This window comes from Halomonas sp. A40-4 (assembly GCF_015767635.1).
Taxonomy (GTDB): domain Bacteria; phylum Pseudomonadota; class Gammaproteobacteria; order Pseudomonadales; family Halomonadaceae; genus Vreelandella; species Vreelandella janggokensis.
Window position 1 is genome coordinate 1,124,250 of record NZ_CP065230.1, and the last position, 18,490, is coordinate 1,142,739.

The 18,490-nt window shown below is 58.0% G+C and carries 14 protein-coding genes and 1 pseudogene; 13 read left to right on the top strand and 2 right to left on the bottom strand.

Features of this window, described 5'->3' with window-relative positions:
- Positions 1 to 37: 37 nt before the first annotated feature.
- Complete coding sequence (locus IT895_RS05320) at positions 38 to 742, bottom strand: arylesterase (protein WP_199284921.1); 705 nt, start codon at positions 740 to 742, stop codon at positions 38 to 40.
- Between IT895_RS05320 and IT895_RS05325 the strand changes: the two genes are divergently transcribed.
- The 11 genes and pseudogenes from IT895_RS05325 to IT895_RS05370 all read left to right on the top strand — a co-directional run bounded on the left by IT895_RS05325 (position 741) and on the right by IT895_RS05370 (position 14,977).
- Positions 741 to 1,541, top strand: coding sequence for an ABC transporter ATP-binding protein (locus tag IT895_RS05325; protein WP_085918472.1), 801 nt, complete (start codon positions 741 to 743; stop codon positions 1,539 to 1,541). The genes IT895_RS05320 and IT895_RS05325 overlap by 2 nt on opposite strands.
- Positions 1,538 to 4,105 (top strand): ABC transporter permease, encoded by a 2,568-nt coding sequence (locus IT895_RS05330; protein WP_199284922.1) that lies wholly within the window; start codon positions 1,538 to 1,540, stop codon positions 4,103 to 4,105. Before IT895_RS05325 ends, IT895_RS05330 begins: the two co-directional genes overlap by 4 nt.
- 178 nt (positions 4,106 to 4,283) lie before the next feature.
- Positions 4,284 to 5,549: a serine hydroxymethyltransferase gene (gene glyA, locus IT895_RS05335; protein WP_199284923.1), complete on the top strand. Its 1,266-nt coding sequence runs from the start codon at positions 4,284 to 4,286 to the stop codon at positions 5,547 to 5,549.
- Positions 5,550 to 5,930: 381 nt separating this feature from the next.
- On the top strand, positions 5,931 to 6,122 hold the full coding sequence (locus tag IT895_RS05340) for a DUF2283 domain-containing protein (RefSeq protein ID WP_199284924.1): 192 nt from the start codon (positions 5,931 to 5,933) through the stop codon (positions 6,120 to 6,122).
- 324 nt (positions 6,123 to 6,446) lie between these two features.
- The gene (locus IT895_RS05345; RefSeq protein ID WP_199285416.1) at positions 6,447 to 8,534 is read left to right on the top strand and encodes a type VI secretion system Vgr family protein; all 2,088 of its coding nucleotides are present in this window, start codon (positions 6,447 to 6,449) and stop codon (positions 8,532 to 8,534) included.
- The gene (locus IT895_RS05350; protein ID WP_199284925.1) at positions 8,519 to 9,352 is read left to right on the top strand and encodes a DUF4123 domain-containing protein; all 834 of its coding nucleotides are present in this window, start codon (positions 8,519 to 8,521) and stop codon (positions 9,350 to 9,352) included. Before IT895_RS05345 ends, IT895_RS05350 begins: the two co-directional genes overlap by 16 nt.
- The gene (locus tag IT895_RS05355; protein ID WP_199284926.1) at positions 9,339 to 12,656 is read left to right on the top strand and encodes a hypothetical protein; all 3,318 of its coding nucleotides are present in this window, start codon (positions 9,339 to 9,341) and stop codon (positions 12,654 to 12,656) included. The genes IT895_RS05350 and IT895_RS05355 overlap by 14 nt, the downstream gene beginning before the upstream one ends.
- Complete coding sequence (locus IT895_RS05360; RefSeq protein ID WP_233337378.1) at positions 12,646 to 13,704, top strand: tetratricopeptide repeat protein; 1,059 nt, start codon at positions 12,646 to 12,648, stop codon at positions 13,702 to 13,704. Before IT895_RS05355 ends, IT895_RS05360 begins: the two co-directional genes overlap by 11 nt.
- 88 nt (positions 13,705 to 13,792) lie before the next feature.
- Positions 13,793 to 14,005: pseudogene (gene nadS / locus IT895_RS19510) on the top strand (NadS family protein); the annotation flags it as partial.
- Positions 14,006 to 14,201: 196 nt separating this feature from the next.
- Positions 14,202 to 14,501, top strand: coding sequence for a nucleotidyltransferase domain-containing protein (locus tag IT895_RS05365; protein ID WP_085920286.1), 300 nt, complete (start codon positions 14,202 to 14,204; stop codon positions 14,499 to 14,501).
- Positions 14,498 to 14,977, top strand: coding sequence for a hypothetical protein (locus IT895_RS05370; protein WP_199284927.1), 480 nt, complete (start codon positions 14,498 to 14,500; stop codon positions 14,975 to 14,977). The genes IT895_RS05365 and IT895_RS05370 overlap by 4 nt, the downstream gene beginning before the upstream one ends.
- Positions 14,978 to 15,082: 105 nt before the next feature.
- On the opposite strand, the gene rfaH is transcribed toward IT895_RS05370, so the two are convergent.
- Entirely contained in the window at positions 15,083 to 15,607 is a 525-nt protein-coding gene (gene rfaH / locus IT895_RS05375) for a transcription/translation regulatory transformer protein RfaH (RefSeq protein ID WP_085920287.1), read from the bottom strand.
- A 193-nt stretch (positions 15,608 to 15,800) separates the two neighbouring features.
- Between rfaH and IT895_RS05380 the strand changes: the two genes are divergently transcribed.
- Both IT895_RS05380 and cysQ read left to right on the top strand, forming a co-directional pair.
- A complete protein-coding gene (locus tag IT895_RS05380) occupies positions 15,801 to 17,567 on the top strand; it encodes an SLC13 family permease (protein ID WP_199284928.1) in 1,767 nt (588 codons plus the stop codon).
- A gap of 65 nt (positions 17,568 to 17,632) precedes the next feature.
- Positions 17,633 to 18,460 (top strand): 3'(2'),5'-bisphosphate nucleotidase CysQ, encoded by an 828-nt coding sequence (gene cysQ, locus IT895_RS05385; RefSeq protein WP_199284929.1) that lies wholly within the window; start codon positions 17,633 to 17,635, stop codon positions 18,458 to 18,460.
- Positions 18,461 to 18,490: the final 30 nt, after the last annotated feature.

An 18,490-nucleotide genomic window follows, 5' to 3' on the forward strand; every position in this document is an offset into this window, starting at 1 on the left:
AGCCATTGTAGGAACCCGACTTCGTCGGGCGATCAAGTCATCTACCAGCACTCACCCTCGGCGCCATGATACCTTCCAGCTTATCCCACACGGTTTCCAGAATAATTGGCTGGGCCTCGGCGGTGGGGTGAATGCCGTCGTCCTGCATCAAGGCATCGTCGGTGGCTATGCCTTCCAGCAAAAACGGCACCAGCGTAACGCCGTAGGTGTCGGCGAGGTCATGATAAACGGTGGTAAACGCCTCCCGGTAGGCAGCGCCGTAGTTGGGCGGAATATCGATGCCCAGCAGCAGGACCTCGGCATCTGCGGCCTGGCTGGCCTCGATCATCGTCGCCAGGTTGGCCTGCATCTGCTGCGGCGGAAGGCCGCGCAACCCATCGTTGCCGCCCAGCTCCAGCAGAACAATATCCGGCTCGTGCTGTCCTAATAGGTCATCGAAACGCTGAACACCACCTGAAGTGGTTTCACCGCTGATACTTGCGTTGACGACGGTTGCCGCTTCCGGCAGCCGCTCTTCAAGCAAGGCCACCCAGCTTTCATCGCGCTCAATGTTATACGCCGCGCTCAGGCTATCGCCCATGACCAACAGGGTGGGGGCGGAGCCTGCGTCCGAGTCGACCGACTCAGCGTTGACTGGCCCGGCGACCAGGGTGGCTATCAGAACCCCCAGCCACAGGGTTAGTATGCGGTAATGTTCTCGCCATGCTGCTTTTTGCCAAGCTACAAGGATGCCACGCTTCATGTCTTACTCCTCTGCTGATTCCCCTGAGCCGACCGCCAAGGCGGATAGCCAACGCGTGCTTCATGCCGAACGTTTGACCAAAAGTGTCACCAGTGGCGAACGCACGCTGACCATCTTACACGACCTTTCGTTGAGCGTGGCAGCTGGAGAAAGCGTGGCCATTCTGGGCAAGAGCGGGGCGGGCAAATCTACCTTGCTGGGCCTGCTGGCTGGGCTGGATACCCCGACAGACGGCGAGCTCCACCTGTTCGGCCATCCGCTCAGCCGCCTGGATGAAGACGGCCGTGCCTCGCTGCGCGCAGGCCGCGTCGGCTTTGTGTTCCAGAATTTTCAGCTGCTGCCCACGCTAAGCGCGTTGGAAAACGTGCTGCTGCCGCTGGAACTCTCGCCCCGTGCCGGAGAAACCGACACCGCCGCCCAGTGGCTGACCCGCGTCGGGCTGGGTGAGCGTCAGGGCCATCTGCCCAAACAGCTTTCCGGCGGCGAGCAGCAGCGCGTGGCCATCGCCCGGGCGTTTGTCAGCGACCCGGAACTGGTCTTCGCCGACGAACCCACCGGCAACCTGGACCCGGACACCGGCGCGCAAATCATCGACCTGCTCTTCGAACTCAACCATCAGGCGGGCACCACCCTGATCCTGGTCACCCACGACCACGCCCTGGCTCGCCGTTGCGACCGCTGCCTGCGGCTGATCGACGGCCACCTTGACGCCTTCGATCCCCACACCCTTGCCAGCGACACGCTCGAAAGCCATGTCTCTAAAAGCGATGCCTCCAAAAACCATGAGGCCAAGACATGAGCAACCTCAACGCTCGGCTGGCCCTGCGTAGCCTGAAGCGCGACCTGCGTGCCGCCGATGTGCGCGCGCTGTTCGTGGCACTCATGCTCGCCGTGGCCGCCTCCACCATGATCGCGTTTTTCCTCGACCGCCTGGACCGCGGCCTGGAGCGCCAGGCCAGCCAGATGCTGGGCGGCGATGTGGTGCTGGAACAGCGCGACCCGTTCAGCGAAGAACTGCGCGCCCAACTGGAAGATGCCGGCTTTACACTGAGCGACCAGGTCGACCTGGTCTCGATGATCAGCCGCGACGACCGCTTCCAGCCCGCCAGCCTGAAAGCCGTGGACGATATCTACCCACATTACGGCAGCTCGCGGGTGGATCTGGGCAATGGCACCGAGCAAGTGGCCTCTGGTCCGTCAGCAGGTGAAGCCTGGGCCGATCCACGCCTCGCCCAACTGATCGACATCGAGATTGGCGACAGCGTTCAGGTCGGGCAGACAGAACTGACCATCAGCGGGATTATCGAGCGTGAGGCCGACCAGTCCGGCGGCTTCGGCAGCTTCAACCCCCGGCTGATGCTCAACACCGCCGACCTGGAGGCCACCGGGCTGGTCCAGGAAGGTTCCCGGGTCGAGTTTGAAATCCTCGCCGCCGGGCCACCCCAGGCGCTGGATGCCGTGCAAGGGCTGCTCGACGAGCTGCGCCGGGAGGGTGTTGAAGTAAGCGACGTGCGCGTCGACCAGCCACAGTTAGGCAATGCCCTGGAACGTGCCGAGAGCTACCTGGGCCTGGCCGGGCTTGCCGCCGTGCTGTTGGCAGGCGTGGCGGTGGCCATGTCCACCCGCCGTTATGTGGAACGTCATCTGGACACCGCCGCGCTGCTGCGTTGTTTCGGGGCCAGTCAGCACCAGTTGGTCGTCATTTTCTCGATTCAACTGCTGGGCCTGGCCCTGGTCGCCTCGCTGCTGGGTGCCGTGTTGGGACTGGCCGGACAGGCGCTGTTGCTATGGCTGCTGGCCAGCTTCCTGCCCATGACGCTACCGCCCCCCGGTATCATGCCCCTCGGCCTGGGGGTACTAACGGCTTTTGCGGTACTGATCGGCTTTGCCGGGCCCACGCTACTGCGCATCAAGCGCGTCAGCGCCCTCAAGGTGCTGCGTCGCGAGCTGGACCCGCTGCCACCCGCCGCATGGCTGGTGGTCAGCGTGGCCAGCCTGGTGTTTGGCGGTCTGCTATGGCTATATTCCGGCAGTCTGCCGCTGGCAATGGCCCTGCTGGTCGGCGGCGCGGCCCTGCTCGGCGTGCTGTGGGGCATCAGCATGCTGCTGCTGAATGGCGTATTGCGCGGCGTACAGGCGCTTTCTGGCAAAGGCCCCTGGACCCAGGCGCTGCGCCTGGGTGGCCGTCAGTTAGCGCGGCGTCGGCAGGCCGGGCTCGGCCAGTTGATGGCGTTCTCGGTGACCTTCTTCGCCATGGCGATGATCGTCCTGGTACGCGGCGACCTGCTCAATACCTGGCAGAACCAACTGCCCGACGACACGCCCAACTACTTCGCGATCAATATTCAGCCCACAGAGCGTGACGACTTCGAGGACGCGATCAGCCCGCGGGCCGAAGCGCAAAGCGAACTCTACCCCATGGTGCGTGGCCGGGTAATCTCGATCAACGACCAGGACCCGCGTGAAGCCGTGCGCCCTGACGCCCGCGGCGACAACTCCCTGCGCCGGGAGCTCAACCTCACCTGGCAGGCCGAAGTGCCGGAAGGCAACGAGATCGTCGCCGGGGAATGGTTTGCAAGTGAAGAGGGCGCTGACGAGCAGCAAGGCTGGATGAGTGAGGTAGACGCCACCGCCCAAGCCGCGCCGGTGCCCATTTCCGTGGAAGACGGCCTGGCCGAACGCCTCGGGCTGACGCTTGGCGATCGGCTCACCTTCGCCGTGGGCAGCGATGAAATCACCACCGAGATCACCAGCCTGCGCAGCCTCAACTGGGACACCTTCCGGCCCAACTTCTTCGTGATCTTTCCGCCGGATGTGCTGGAATCCTTCGGCCACAGCTATATCACGGCGTTTTACTTGCCGGAAGACGAGCAAAGCCTGATCAATCAACTGGTGAGGGACTTCCCCGGCGTCTCGCTGCTTAACGTCGAGGCCATTCTGGGGCAGGTGCGCGATGTGCTCACCCAGGTCACCCGCGCGGTGGAACTGGTGCTGATCCTCGTGCTGCTCGCCGGGGTGAGTGTGCTCTACGCCGCGCTAACCGCCAGCCGACCGGTGCGCGCCCACGAAAGCGGCCTGCTGCGCGTATTCGGGGCAGGGGAGACGATGATCTCACGGGTGCAGGGCGCCGAGTTCGCCCTGCTCGGGTTTGCCAGCGGGCTGCTCGGCGCGGCCCTGGCCGAACTGGCCACCGCCGTGCTGTATCTCTACCTGCTGGACTTGCCACCCCGGCCGCACCCCGAGTTATGGCTTGCGCTACCCATCGGCGGCGCGCTGCTTATCGGCATTATCGGCCACAGCCTCTCCCGCAGCCTGCGTAAACAAGCCCCCGCGGCAAGTTTAGGGTTATTAGGGGAGGCCTAGCCCCGTAGGAGCCCGACTCGTCGGGCGATCAGGCCGTCTACAAGCAACATTAAGCAGTACCCGCACATGAGCGCGATTCATCTGCATCCTGACGCGGATGCGATGAAAGTCGCGCTCGGCTGAGGTATCATGGGCGCCTACTCTTTCATGACGACCCTTCGTACGAGGTTTCCCGCCGATGTTCAGCCGCGATATGACAATTGCCGGATTCGATGATGTGCTTTTTGACGCCATGCAGAAAGAAGTGGCCCGCCAGGAAGCCCACATCGAGCTAATCGCTTCCGAAAACTACGCCAGCCCCCGCGTACTGGAAGCCCAGGGCAGCCAGCTGACCAACAAATACGCCGAAGGCTACCCCGGCAAGCGCTACTACGGCGGCTGCGAATTCGTCGACATCGCCGAAAACCTCGCCATCGATTACGCCAAGGAGCTGTTCGGCGCGACCTACGTCAACGTGCAGCCGCACTCCGGCTCCCAGGCCAACAGCGCCGTCTTCCAGGCGCTGGCCAAGCCCAATGACACCATTCTGGGCATGAGCCTGGATGCCGGTGGCCACCTGACCCACGGCGCCAAGCCCAACTTCTCCGGCAAGCACTACAACGCCATTCAGTACGGCCTCAACGAACAAGGGTTGATCGACTACGACCAGGTCGCCGAGCTTGCTCGGGAACACAAGCCCAAAATGATCATTGCGGGCTTCTCTGCCTACTCGCAAATTGTTGACTGGGCCAAGTTCCGCGAGATCGCCGACGAAGTAGGCGCTTACCTACTGGTGGACATGGCCCACGTCTCCGGCCTGGTCGCCGCTGGCGTTTACCCAAGCCCGCTGCCCCACGCCCACGTGGTCACTTCCACCACGCACAAAACCCTGCGTGGCCCGCGTAGCGGCGTGATTCTCTCCGCCGAAAATAACGCGGATATCGAGAAAAAGCTGCAATCCGCTGTCTTCCCCGGCGGCCAGGGCGGCCCGCTGATGCACGTCATCGCCGCCAAGGCGATCTGCTTCAAGGAAGCCATGGCGCCCGAGTTCAAGACCTACCAGCAACAGGTGGTCAAGAACGCCCAGGCGATGGCGGGTGTGTTTATCGAACGCGGCTACGACATCGTTTCCGGCGGCACCGAAGATCACCTCTTCCTGCTGTCGCTGATCAAGCAGGGCGTGACCGGTAAAGACGCCGACGCCGCCCTCGGCCGCGCGCACATCACCGTCAACAAGAACGCCGTGCCCAATGACCCGCAGAGCCCGTTCGTCACCTCCGGCCTGCGCATCGGCACCCCCGCCGTCACGACCCGCGGCTTCGGTGAAAAAGAGTGCAGCGATCTGGCAGGCTGGATCTGCGACATCCTCGACGTCCTCGCCAGCGGCGACGACACCGCCGCCATCGAAGCCGAGGTGCTGGATAAAGCCGCCGCGGTATGCAACAAGTTCCCAGTGTATAAGTAATTAAACGAAGTGGCTTGACCGATCCTGATCCCCCGACTTGTCGGGCGATCAGGTTGCCTGTAGGTATAATGAACGGCGGTACTTTCGTGCTAGCCTAAAGGAGTATTCTTGTGGGGGCTGTTGGATGCATTGTCATCGATTCGACATGGATGTTCATGTAACTCGACATGCACGAGAGCATATGACGCAGCGCGCTATTAGTGAAGAACAATTGAGAGCGCTACTCGAAACAGGGTAGATTCGATATAAAGATGATAGCCGTTTCTGGATAGCTAAAATGTTCTCGTCACGGAATGACAACTTGGTATGCGCTGCCGTTGTGCTAGAAGATAAGCTCATAGTTAAAACCGTTATGCACCATTTTCAGTGGGAGGGTTAAACATGCGAACCACCTATGACGAAACGGATGACATTTTAGTCGTGCATCTCTCCGACAAGCCAATCTCGAAAGAGGTGTCGCAAGATTGGAATACGCATATTAGTTACGCAGAAGATGGCACCGTTGTTGAAGTTGTGATTTTAGAAGCATCCAAACAAGGCGCCTGGCCGTTGTTGCGCAGCCACGCCGCGTAATCTCCAGCCCCTGTGGGAACTCAACTTTGTCGAGCGATCAGCCCATCTACCAGCGATCACCCAAGGCGCCTTGATCCTTCCTGATCGCCCAACGGATAACGCGCCAACCCCCCCTCACTGCTTCAACAAATGCGCGATGGTGACTTCCACTTGCGGTTTTGACTATTCATCAACTAGCCCGCAATTTTGTAAGATATTTCTTAAAGCTTTGTAAGACATTAGCTCTTCGTGCCGTAAAGGGGTTGTTCCGCCCGCAAGTCTCGCTACCCTGATCGTTTCTCATTAGCAGATAACGATCCAGGGAGTGGCATGATGTCTGAAAGTATGGGGGCGGAGACAGGCCTGCAATTCACCCTAACGCTACCCGGCATTAACGATATCGCGGTGATCGACTTCACCCACCGCGAAGCGCTCTCCCAGCCTTTCGAACTGGCCCTCAACCTGACCAGCCGCGACGTCAACCTGGATGCCGCCGACCTCCTGGACCGTGAAGCAACACTCACCATCTGGCAGGACGGCAAACCGCTGCGCCGGGTGCACGGTATCGTCAGCGAATTTGGCCGGGGTGACCGTGGCCACCGGCGTACCTTCTACTCCCTGTTACTGCGCCCCGCACTTTGGCGCCTCTCGCTGCGCCACAACTCGCGCATCTTTCAGAAAGTCGATCCGCTCACCATTATCAATACCCTATGCAACGAGCGCGGCATCCGGGACGTAGCCTTTGCGGTCACCCGCGAGCTTCCCGAGCGCGAGTACTGCGTGCAGTACCGCGAGACGGATCTCGCCTTTATCGAGCGCCTGGCCTCGGAAGAGGGACTTTTCTATTTCCATGAATTTGATGAGGATAGTCATCGGCTGATCTTCGCCGACGACCCACAGGTGCTGGCAAGCCTCGGCGAGCGCACGTACCACAGCCGTGCCGGGGGCACTGCGCCCACGCGCCATGTACGCAAGCTTAGCCACACCGCCCGGGTGGCGAGTTCGTCCGCCACGCTCAAGGATTACAGCTTCAAGAACCCGGCCTACGCGCAGCTGCACGACCATCTGGGCCGCGACGTCGAGCAGCACGGCCAGCAGGTGGATTACGAGCACTACGACTACCCCGGCCGCTACAAGCAGGACGCTCCCGGCGAGCCGTTTACCCGTATCCGCCTGGAACAGCTGCGCCGTGAGGCGATCACCGCCAGTGCCGAAAGCGACCTGCCCGAACTGGCCCCCGGCCTGCGCTTCACGCTGACTGACCACGACACCGACAGCCTCAACCACGACTGGCAGGCCATCAGTGTTCTTCACCACGGCGAACAGCCCCAGGCGCTGGAAGAGGACGGCATAGTCCTTAAAGAGAGCCAATCAGACAGTGCCGGTATGACCCGCTACCACAATCAGGTCACGCTGATTCCCGGCGATGCCCCCTGGCGCGCCACGCCAAATCCCAAGCCCCGTGTCGACGGCCCCCAGGTCGCCTTTGTGGTCGGCCCCGACGGCGAAGAGATTCACTGCGACGAACACGGCCGGGTCAAGGTCCAGTTCCCCTGGGACCGCTATGCCGAACCCAATGAAACGGCAAGCTGCTGGGTGCGGGTTGCCCAGGGCTGGGCAGGCGGCGGCTACGGCAGCATCGCCATTCCCCGCATCGGCCATGAGGTGATTGTCTCCTTCCTGGAAGGCGACCCCGACCAGCCCTTGGTCACCGGGCGTACCTACCACGCGGTGAATACCGCGCCGTACACGCTGCCCGAACACAAGACCCGCACAGTACTGCGCACCCAAAGCCACAAGGCCGAGGGCTTCAACGAACTGCGCTTTGAAGACGAAGCGGGCGAAGAGCAAATCTGGCTCCACGCCCAGAAAGACCTGGAGCTGCTGACGCTCAACGACTGTATTGAAGAGACCCGCAACGACAGCTTCTTGAAGGTCAATAACGACCGCATCAGCGAGGTCGACAACGACGATCACCACACGGTGCACGGCAACCGTTTCGAGCATACCGAAGGCCAGCAGCACCTGACGGTACAAGGCACGCTGCATATCAACGCAGGCCAGGCCTGGCTGAGTGAAAGCGGCCGGGAGCTGCACATCAAGGCAGGCCACAAAGTCGTGCTTGAGGCGGGTGACGAATTAACCCTGAACGCTGGAGGCAGCTTTCTCAAGCTGGATGGCAGCGGCGTCACCGTGGTGGGCCCCAAGGTGCGCGTCAACGCAGGCGGCAGCCCCGGCAGTGGCAGCGGGCAGGCGGTGGAAGGCCCGCTTCTACCAGGGCATGCGATGACAGAGGCGCATGAGGTCATACCGCCAACATCGCTGCCCAAGCTGAAGGATTACCAGCTAAGCGAAGCGGCTATCATGCCGCTCTGCGGCAAGATCAATGACACCCAGTGCTCGCGCGAAGATTGCCCATGTCTAGCTGGTTAAACCAACTTGCCGAACGCTGTTACCCGGCGGACAACCTTGCGGGGATGGTGACAGGCCAGCGTGGCTTTGTGGTACTGGACCAGCGTCACTCGCCTGAACAGGGCAGGCCACTGCTATCACTTCCCGGCAAACGCGATTTTGCCACGCTATTTGCGGGTACGTCGCTTTCCCCTCTGCTGGAGGCCAGCCCCTGGCTACTTGATGTTGAAGTAGGCAGTGAAGCTTGGCATTACGCAGAAAAGCTCTGCCAGCAACGCTTGGGATGGGTATGCCAGCCACCGGCAGATCAAACCCTGCAAAGCATTGCTGACCACTTGCGGGCACTGTTTGTGATGGATGACCCGCACGGCGGAAAGTCTTTGATCAACCTTCAACAGCCTGCCGCATGGACAGCACTGCTCGCCAGCGCTCCAGCCAGTGTTTACTCACACTGGTTAAACCCGCTAGGCCAAGTAGCCACCCCCACGCCCCAGGGCCAGTGGTCTATTTGGCAGGCCGATGCGCCAGCGTCCCCTGCACCGGAACGCTGGCCGCTTACTGCTGATATGGAAGCCGCGTTGAACGAAAGCCAACAGGCGTGGTGGTTGAGTGAACATACAGAAGAAAAGCTCTCTACTTTGCCCGACCAATGGGTAAAACGCATAAGCAAATGCGCCCAATACGGCATAACCAAAGGCAGACATTTAGCAAGATTGCTTCCTGCTATTCAACAAGCCGACGAGGACAGCTGGCAGCGCATTGAAGACACCTTGAGTGTCCCACGCCTATCGGCCAAACAGCGAATGACAGAAGTGGAGAAAATGTATGACAACCGATAGACCTGGGAGCCTACCTCCACCTCTTTTATTGCGTTCCCATGAACCTGAACCGTTTGAGGGCAGCGTTGAGCAAACCGCTGGTACGGTCTGCGAGGATAAGTGTTGGGCTGATATTATCTATATCACCGGCACGGGAGATTTCTGGCTATTGACCCAGGATGTTGCTGATGCGCTACACGAAGCCTCTGACGAATTGGCCGACTGGGTGCTTACCGAAGATCCAGAGCAACGCATGCGCCATTTGGCAGAAGATGCAGGCCTCATCGAGTGTTTTTTACCAGCTCGCCCGGAAAACTTTCTAGACGATAGTGAACGCCAAAGCGTCAAGGAAAAGCTGGAGCGTTTGGCCGAGCTGCTGAATGCGGATAGAACTGAAGAGGAAGAAGAAATTGATGCCGGCCAGCGGGTGAGTGAGTACCGTCCGCTCATGGAAAACGGCTGGATGTGGATTTCGCCGCTTCTTGTGTCTGGCTCGTATGCCTGGGATCGGCTGACTCGTCCTGAAGAAACACGCTTGATCTCGGAACTGCATACGCTTTATCAAACAGGCACCGAAAAGGCCAAAGAGGCAGGCTACATACTGGAGGGCGGTCGCTATTACGGCGCCTGGGAAGAAGAAATAGAGAAAGCGCTGGAAACTTATCGTCAATGCCGAGAGAAATTTATCCGCGAGATGGTTTCCGTCGACAACCCCGGTGAGTTCATCTCCGTGAGTGATGCGCTAACGGAATATCAAGCCTTCTTAGAAGATTGCGAATCCATGACGCCCAAAGACTCATCCCGTTGCGAGGTGATTGGGGAGTACTTCCAGGCGTCAGCCGAGCAATTAGACGCAGATGTCTCTGCGTACCAAATGAGCATACTCACCCTGGCAACCCTAGGCATCGCAACGCCTGAGTGGGCATTGGCCGATGTGACGACGACCAGTATGCAGGGGCGGCTCGAACCGGGTGTCAACGGTTTCGATTACTACAACCGTACGCTTAAACAAGCGGTTGATATTTTCAAAGATGTTGAGGATGAACTCTCCCAATGGGCCACGGCCACGGCTGGAAGATCTCAACTCCCCATGCACTTATTCGAGGAAGAGCGGACAGAGTTTCAACGCCTAACCAACCAACTAGATGCGCTCTATGAGGCCGCCGAGTACCAAGTAGCACGCATGGTTCCTCAGCGGGTGCTTTACTGGCAGGCGGATATAGAAGACCAGCGGCATGCGCTTGGCTACGAACGACAATCCATTGATGTATTGGTGCGCAATGATTTTCCGTTAAGGGAGTTTAGCTCCCCAATGGGACAGCGCTCTCTCAGCCATATCAGCTTGCGGCACTTAATGCGCGACATGCCCGATGCCGAACGAGCCACTTTAGAAAGGCACCTTGAGCAAGATGGCGTTCTGCCTGCCACGTTGTGGCAAGCCAACGAAACGGCCCTTTCCAGTTGGCTTGCCCGGCGAGGCTGCGAACGCATTTTGCGACACCCCGAATGGTTTGAAGAGCCGCTAGGTTTTTTCCTACCTGACCAACTGTATGCCTCTCTTTCGGCTCGGGGCCATACCGTCGAATCATTGCAAGATGAGGGGGCCAAAGCTGGCTGGAAAGAGACCCTCGAAAAAATCATTTTCACAGGCCCCAGCCGAGAAAAACTACGCCTGTTTGATGCCAGCGCCCAGGCGCAAATGCTCCGCTTGGTGGGCATGCCACATACTGAGTTAAATGAGGCATTAGGGGTTCACTTTGAAGAGCCCGTCACACTCATCGAACGCAACGCCACGTTGGAAGTGTTTGAGTTAGAAGAGACAAAAACAGCCTCAGAGGGGAACGCCTCAAGCAGCGCGAAGCAAAACAGTGAAGTGTGCACTCAGCGAAATATGGGGGGCCCTCACGATCAGAGTTGGCAAAGCACCCGTGATCCTAATGCTAGAGGAACGAAAGTCAGTGGAGGTGTTAATCAGCAGCTCTCCATCAAAGGCACGTACAACCTGGCACGTGGTGAAATCAGCTTGGGGACGTTTAACTTACCCGAAGAAGCCGACGCCCAGCCCTATCATGCCGTCTTGCAAGAAAACGACGGCGAACGACGCAACTTAGGTTGTTATTCCTTACAGGTAACCGCTGTCGCTAAAGGGTTTGCGGGTGCCTCACTCGCACTTACCGCTCAAACGGGGCTGAGCTTTGACCATAAAGGCGTCAAAATAACCGGTACGGAATGGGCCAAGCGGGAAGCTGAAGGCGGCGCACTTAAGGCATTTGCCGGTGCTACTTTGGGGGTACAGACCGCCTGCTCGTTACGCTGGAAGCCGCCAATGGATATTACCCGCCAGCTACCTCAGCTGGCCGACCAGGATTGGCTATCCCTCAGCACCCAGCGAAACGACCTGGAGGCCTGGCGCTCACTGGGCAAAGCCTTATTGGGGCTGGAAGCCAACGGCGGTATTGGTGCCGAATTGGGTATGCGGTTGGGCCTTCATCAAGGCAAGTTTGTTGCTTATGTTCGCGCCAAACTGGTTGCCGGGGCAGGCGCTGGCGGACAACTCGCGATTGAATTAGACCCGCGGCAGCTTAATCTGTGGATGATGATGCTGAGCCAGGCTCTGCGCGACAATGACTACGGGTTTGTCGACTGGGTAGATGCTGATGCCTTTGAAGGCTTTAGCCACCTCTCCTATCTGGCCACCACCACCCTGCTGGATGTGAGCCTACTGGCCGCCCGAGGCATCGACGGTATTAAGCGTCTTTACGAGCTAATGACCCAGAGCGACCGAGCGGCCTTGATTGCCTATGCGATTGTAGATGCTTCAAACAATGCCGAAGCAGGGCCTCAGCTATCTACTTGGGTACAGCATTTACCCCCTGAAGCATTGGGGCCACTACTGAATACACTGACCGCCTCTCCCGGTTGGTTTAATCCTCCCGTCGACGCCAATGGGGATGAAATTGATAGAGGGCGGGCCATTGATCTACAGCAAATCGCGATCGCCAACTGTTTAGAATGGCTGGAAAAAGGGTATACCTCTTCCAATCACTACGATAGTGAAGCAGCTAAGCAATTGTTTGAACGGGCCGTGGCAAGAATGTCCCAAACAGGCCAGTTTGACAGCTACTCCTCTTGGGTAGAGGCATACTGCCACAATCGCGCAGCGTTAGATGAGTTTATGCAGCAAAACGGCCAAGGCAGTGGTGCTGCTAGAAGAGAAAAAGAAAAATACCGTCAAATATCTCGCCGTTTGGGCACTGATATTGACGAATATCGTGAAACCTATTTAACAAGGCGCGGTACTCGGGTGCGCTATCGTGAAAATTAAACGGATAATTAACATCATGTTATTTAAAAAAAATGTGCTTGCTGCGCTATTAATGTGGTCACTAAATAGTTGGGCGCTACCCGCGGATATCCAGGCCGCCAAAGATGAAGGAATGCGTCTTTACAATATAGGGCACTCAACTGCTGCCATGCCTTACTTACGTCAAGCGGCTGGCGCTGGTGATGTAGAAGCCATGTATTACATGGGTGAGTCCGAGCGGCGACAGAATATGATGGGCTTAACCACAGAAGCCATGGAATGGTATTTACAAGCTGCTGAGCATGGCGACCCCTATGCCATGCTACGTCTATTTAGCGGAGGTGCCTGTATTGCGGGAGATCGATGTCCCGAAGGAAGCGATAATTGGCAAGAAAAAGGCTGGAGAGAAGCCGCGCTGGAAATCACCCTGCCCAAAGCCGAAGCGGGCGACCCGGAGGCCATGTTGGCGATGTACTACATCTACGCCAACCTCGATACCTCCTGGGTGACATCTATTTACAATTTTCTGGGTATTCCGACCCGCGCAAGCAAGTGGCTGAAACGTGCTGCCGAAGCAGGACTCCCAGAAGCCCAAACCACCTGGGGTCGCCGAATCATGGGCGGACGAGGCTGGTACTTTACTAAAAGTCGTCGCTTGGAAGCTGCCGAGAGCTGGTTTAGCCGCGCAGCTGAACAGGGCTATGTTCCCGCTATGGAGCAATTGGACTATGTAAATAGAGAGCAACAAGACTTTGAAGAGAGCTGGCGGTGGAGGCAACAAGCATCCGATAACGGAAATGTTGATAGCCGACTAGGAGTGGGATGGTGTTATTTGGATCCAGGTCACGATGAAGAGTGGTGTCCTAATGAACAGAATAAAGTAAGAGGTTGGGCAATTCTCTATGCCATGTCTCATGAGTTGGGTGGAAAAGGCGCAGAAGATATTATGGATTGGAATCAAGAAGAATTAACCGCCGATCAGAAGAAGGAGGCTGAGGCGTTAGCGGAAGCGGAATGGATAGGGCGTCAGCCACCGCTCTCAAGATTTCCACGCCGCTTTGGTTTCTGAGTAGACCATGGCAAATGCAACGCGTCTGCTGTTCGTATTCTTACCCAGCAGTTAAGAGAGGAAGTTTCTTGATGAGTATTTTGATGAGCTCAACACATCGCTGCAAGAAGCTGTAGAGATCCAAAAGGGTAAGACGAAAGCCAGCCGGGTGACTCGCCACGAAGTGGCGGATGTCAGAGCAATCAGGGCAAAATTGCATGTATCCCAAGCTGAGTTCGCCGACGCAATGGGCACGAGCCCGACTCGTCGGGCGATCAGGCTATCTACAAGCGTTTACCCTCGACGCCCATATCCTTCCTGATCGCGCAATAAATTGCGTTCCTACAGGGGGATCAGGCCATCCACCATCAATCACCTTGGTGTCTCAATACGCAGTAGCGTAGTACCTATCATTAAGAGAATGTATGCTTATTGCTCATATGGTTTCTCAGTGTGCCAAACTCAGCCATAAGCATCTTCAACAGCCAGTTCCAACATGATCACTAGGTAGCCATGCCATGAGATTGAGTGCTCACGAAATTCAGATCATCAAAGCATCGGTCAAGGCAGTTTTTGGGCCCCAGGCAGAGGTCTCGCTGTTCGGTTCAAGAACGGATGATAATGCTAAAGGCGGTGATATCGACCTGCTGGTGTCGGTTAATGATGTTGTTGAACACCCCGCATGGGACGCCGCGCAGTTGCAGGCAAAAATCATCAAGCAATTGGGTGACAGGAAAATAGACGTGCTTCTGGACGCACCCAATATGCCAAGAGTTGCTATTCATCAGGTTGCGAAGTCGCAAGGAATAGCGCTGTGAATTTATATCCAGAGAGCCAAGAAAGACTCAGGTTTCTGAGCCGTGTAGTCGATAAAGAAATCAAACATCTAGAATATGCAGACCATCAGGTTTTTGGTGGGCTGTTAACTTACGACGCTGTTGAAAATCTGGATAAAACCCCAGAACTAGCGATGAAAGTAGAAGCATTTGTCAGTCGATTTTGTCGTTTGCAAGATACCCTCGGAGATAAGCTGTTACCAGCGCTGCTAAAAGCACTGGGCGAACCAGATCGGGCGTTGCTTATTAACCTTGAAAAGGCAGAAAAGTACGGTTGGTTGGCATCCTCTGAGCAATGGATCGCCCTCAGGCAACTACGCAACCAGATGATCCACGAATATATTGAAGATACGCAGACCCTGTTTGATGCGCTTACCACAGCGCATAGCAACAAAGCAGTACTTGAACATTTTGCGGATAAGCTTGGAAAACAGGTGTCGGATCTGCTGTCGGGATAACACTAAGTCTAAGCGATCCAACCTATCTACAAAAAACCAGGCGCCTGCACACAACCCACGTAAGAGCTCTACTTTTCGGGCGATCAGGCCACCTATCAGCATCGTTCACTGCTTCTGCAAATGCGCGATGGGCACTTCCACCTGCTGCGGGCGGTTGAGCAGCGTGAGCAGCAGTAGGGCGCGGTCCTGGCCTTTCAGCTCGGTCAGCTGGGCCAGTTGGCCTTTGAAAGCCCCCTCGGTGACTTCCACCGCATCCCCCACGTGAAAATACGCCTCCTGCTCGGTCTCTTTACCTACAAGGTGCTGGTATAGCGTGTCCACAATATGCTCAGGCACCACGGCGGGCTGGTCGCCGAAGGTCACCAGCTTCAACACCCCTCGCGTGGAACGAATAGGGCGCCAGTTACTCGCCACCTGGTCTAACCTGATAAACAGGTAGTGCGGGAAGAGGGGCTCGGTGACCCATGCCAACTTGCCGCGGCGTTTTCGTTGCACCGCCAGCACCGGGTGGAAGACATGATAGCCCTGGTTTTCCAGCTGCTCGGCAGCACGGAAAGACTCGCCCCCCTTACACTGAATAAGGTACCATTGCGCGCATTCCGCGTTGGCTTGGCTAGCATGAAGGCTCATGTCGCTCCTGGCGTTAGAGTGAGTTGAAGCACAGGGTTTGATACCACTAGGGTCAACGGGCATTGTAACAAAAACGCAGCGACCCAACGCAGCGCAAATCAAGATCAGGGCAAGGGAAAGCGCCCGGAACAATCCCCGGGCGGTAGCGTGCCCGGACGCTTTATAAGACAGTCTGGTTCAGAAACGGAGCATCATGGAAGTAGCGGCGATATTCACCCTGATGGTGGTGGTTGCCACCTTAGCCGCCCTCGCGCTTACCCGCATTGCCCCCGACGCAATTCTGATGGCCGCCCTGGGATGCCTTGTCATCAGCGGCACGTTATCCCCCGTCCAAGCGCTACAAGGGTTCTCCAACCCAGGGGTAATTACCATTGCCACGCTCTACGTGGTGGCCGCAGGGCTAAAAGAAACCGGTGCCATTCAATGGCTCGCCCACCTTTTGCTGGGCCAGCCCTCAAGGTTGCGACAGGCCCAACTGCGTGTGTTGTTACCCGCCGCCGGGCTGAGTGCGTTCATGAACAACACCACCGTGGTCGCGATGTTCATTCCCGCGATACAAGAGTGGGCCACCCGGCTGAAACTGCCGCCGGGCAAGCTACTGCTACCGCTCAGCTACGCCGCGATTATCGGCGGTACCTGCACCTTGATAGGCACCAGCACCAACCTGGTGGTGGATGGCCTCCTGCAAACCGAGCGCGGCGTCAGTCTCTCGATGTTTTCGCTGGCGTGGGTCGGTGTACCGCTGGTGTTGATAGGCGGTACCTTTCTGTATTTTTTTACCAACCGCCTGCTGCCGGAACGCCAGGGCGTGCTTGAGCAACTCGAACAGGCCCGCGAATACGTGGTGGATGTCGAGGTAGAAGCCAAAGGCCCCCTGGTGGGTAAAACCATCGCGGATGCTGGCCTAGGCAGCCTGGCCAACGGTTACCTCGCGGATATCGAGCGCAACGGCGAATTGCTCAACAACATTCCGCAAGAAACCACGCTGCAAGCGGGCGACATTCTCATGTTTATCGGCGCGCCGGAGTGCGCCCGCGAGCTACGCCGTATTCGGGGCCTGAAGCCCGCCAGCGGCGATATTCACAAGCTGGATATTGCCCACCACCGGCGCTGCCTGGTGGAAGCCGTCATCGGCCCGGATTTTGGCGGGCTAGGGCAGACCGTGAAGGCGTCGCGCTTTCGCTCCCGCTACCAGGCCGTAATACTGTCCATTTCACGCCACGGCAAAAGCGTACCCGGCAAGCTGGGGGCGGCAACGCTACAAGTCGGTGATACCTTGCTACTGGAAACCACCCACGACTTTGTCGACCAGTACCGCTACCGCAAAGATTTTCTGCTCGTCAGCAGCCTTAACGACTCCACACCGCCGGATTTTCGCAAAGCCCCCGTGGCGCTTGGCATATTGGCGAGCATGGTGATACTCAGCGCTACCGGGCTGCTGTCGATACTGGAAGCCGCGCTGCTGGCAGGTGGCGGCATGGTCGCCACCCGCTGCGTGCCGGTCAGTAAAGCACGCCGCTATATCGACCTTTCCGTGCTCGTCGTGATCGCTGCTTCTTTCGCGCTGGGCGCCGGCATGACCGAAACCGGCGCCGCCGCCCAGGTTGCCCAATGGTTACTGCTGGCCGATGACCTGGCTCCCTGGGCCGCGCTGGCACTGGTTTACTTATTGACCGTGGCGTTCACCGAGCTGATTACCAACAACGCCGCCGCTGTGCTGATGTTTCCCATTGCGGTCTCGGTTGCGGATCAGCTAGGGGTCAACTTTCTACCCTTTGCCATCGCCATCATGTTTGCCGCCTCGGCCAGCTTCATGACCCCGCTGGGCTACCAGACCAACCTGATGGTCCTCGGCCCCGGCGGTTACCGTTTCAGCGACTATCTGCGCCTCGGCGCACCGCTCAGCGCGATTGTTGCCGTCACGGTGATTACCCTGGTGCCACTGGTATGGCCGTTTTAAATTGAAGAGGTAAGAGGCCTTTCTTCTTCCCTCTTCAATTTCCTTTCTCTATTCAAGGATCTTTTGTGACTGCTTTTATCTCGAATGAACGACGCGCCCGCCTGATCGAAGGCGTACATGCCGCCGGGCGTGAGGTCATGGCGGTTTATCAGCGTGATTTCTCCGTCGAGACCAAGGACGACCAAAGCCCGCTCACTGAAGCCGATATGGCTGCGCATCACTCGCTGGTAGCGCTGCTGGAGAACCTGACCCCTGACGTACCGGTGCTCTCCGAAGAGTCTGCCGAGGTGCCTTTTGCCACTCGCCAGATCTGGGAGCGCTACTGGCTGGTTGACCCGCTGGACGGCACCAAAGAGTTCATCAACAAGAACGGTGAATTCACCCTCAATGTGGCGCTGATTGAAAACGGCGTGCCGGTGTTCGGCATCGTCTACGCACCGGTGCTGCAAACCACCTGGGTAGGGCAGGTAGGCGGAGAGGTGTTCAAGATCGCGCAGGGCATTTACATCAATATTCAGGTCCGTGAACTGCCAGACCCCGAAACGGCGCCCTGGAAGGTGGTAGGCAGCCGGCGCCACGGAGCGGAAATCTTTGAAGCCTTCTGCAGCGGCCTGCCTACCCACGAGTGCGTCTCGATGGGCAGCTCTATCAAGCTGTGCCTGGTGGCGGAAGGCAACGCGGATCTCTACCCGCGCCTCGCCCCCACCTCCGAGTGGGACACCGCCGCCGCCCAGGCCATCGTCACCGCCGCCGGTGGCGAGGTGCTCAACGCCGAAACCCTAGAGCCACTTCGCTGCAACCAGCAGGAAAGCGTGCTCAACCCGTATTTCATCGTATGCGGCCAACGCGACAGCCGTTGGGAAGAAGCGCTAAAGAAAGCAATAGAGTTGTAGAAACCTGACTTCATCTAGCGATCAGCTCAC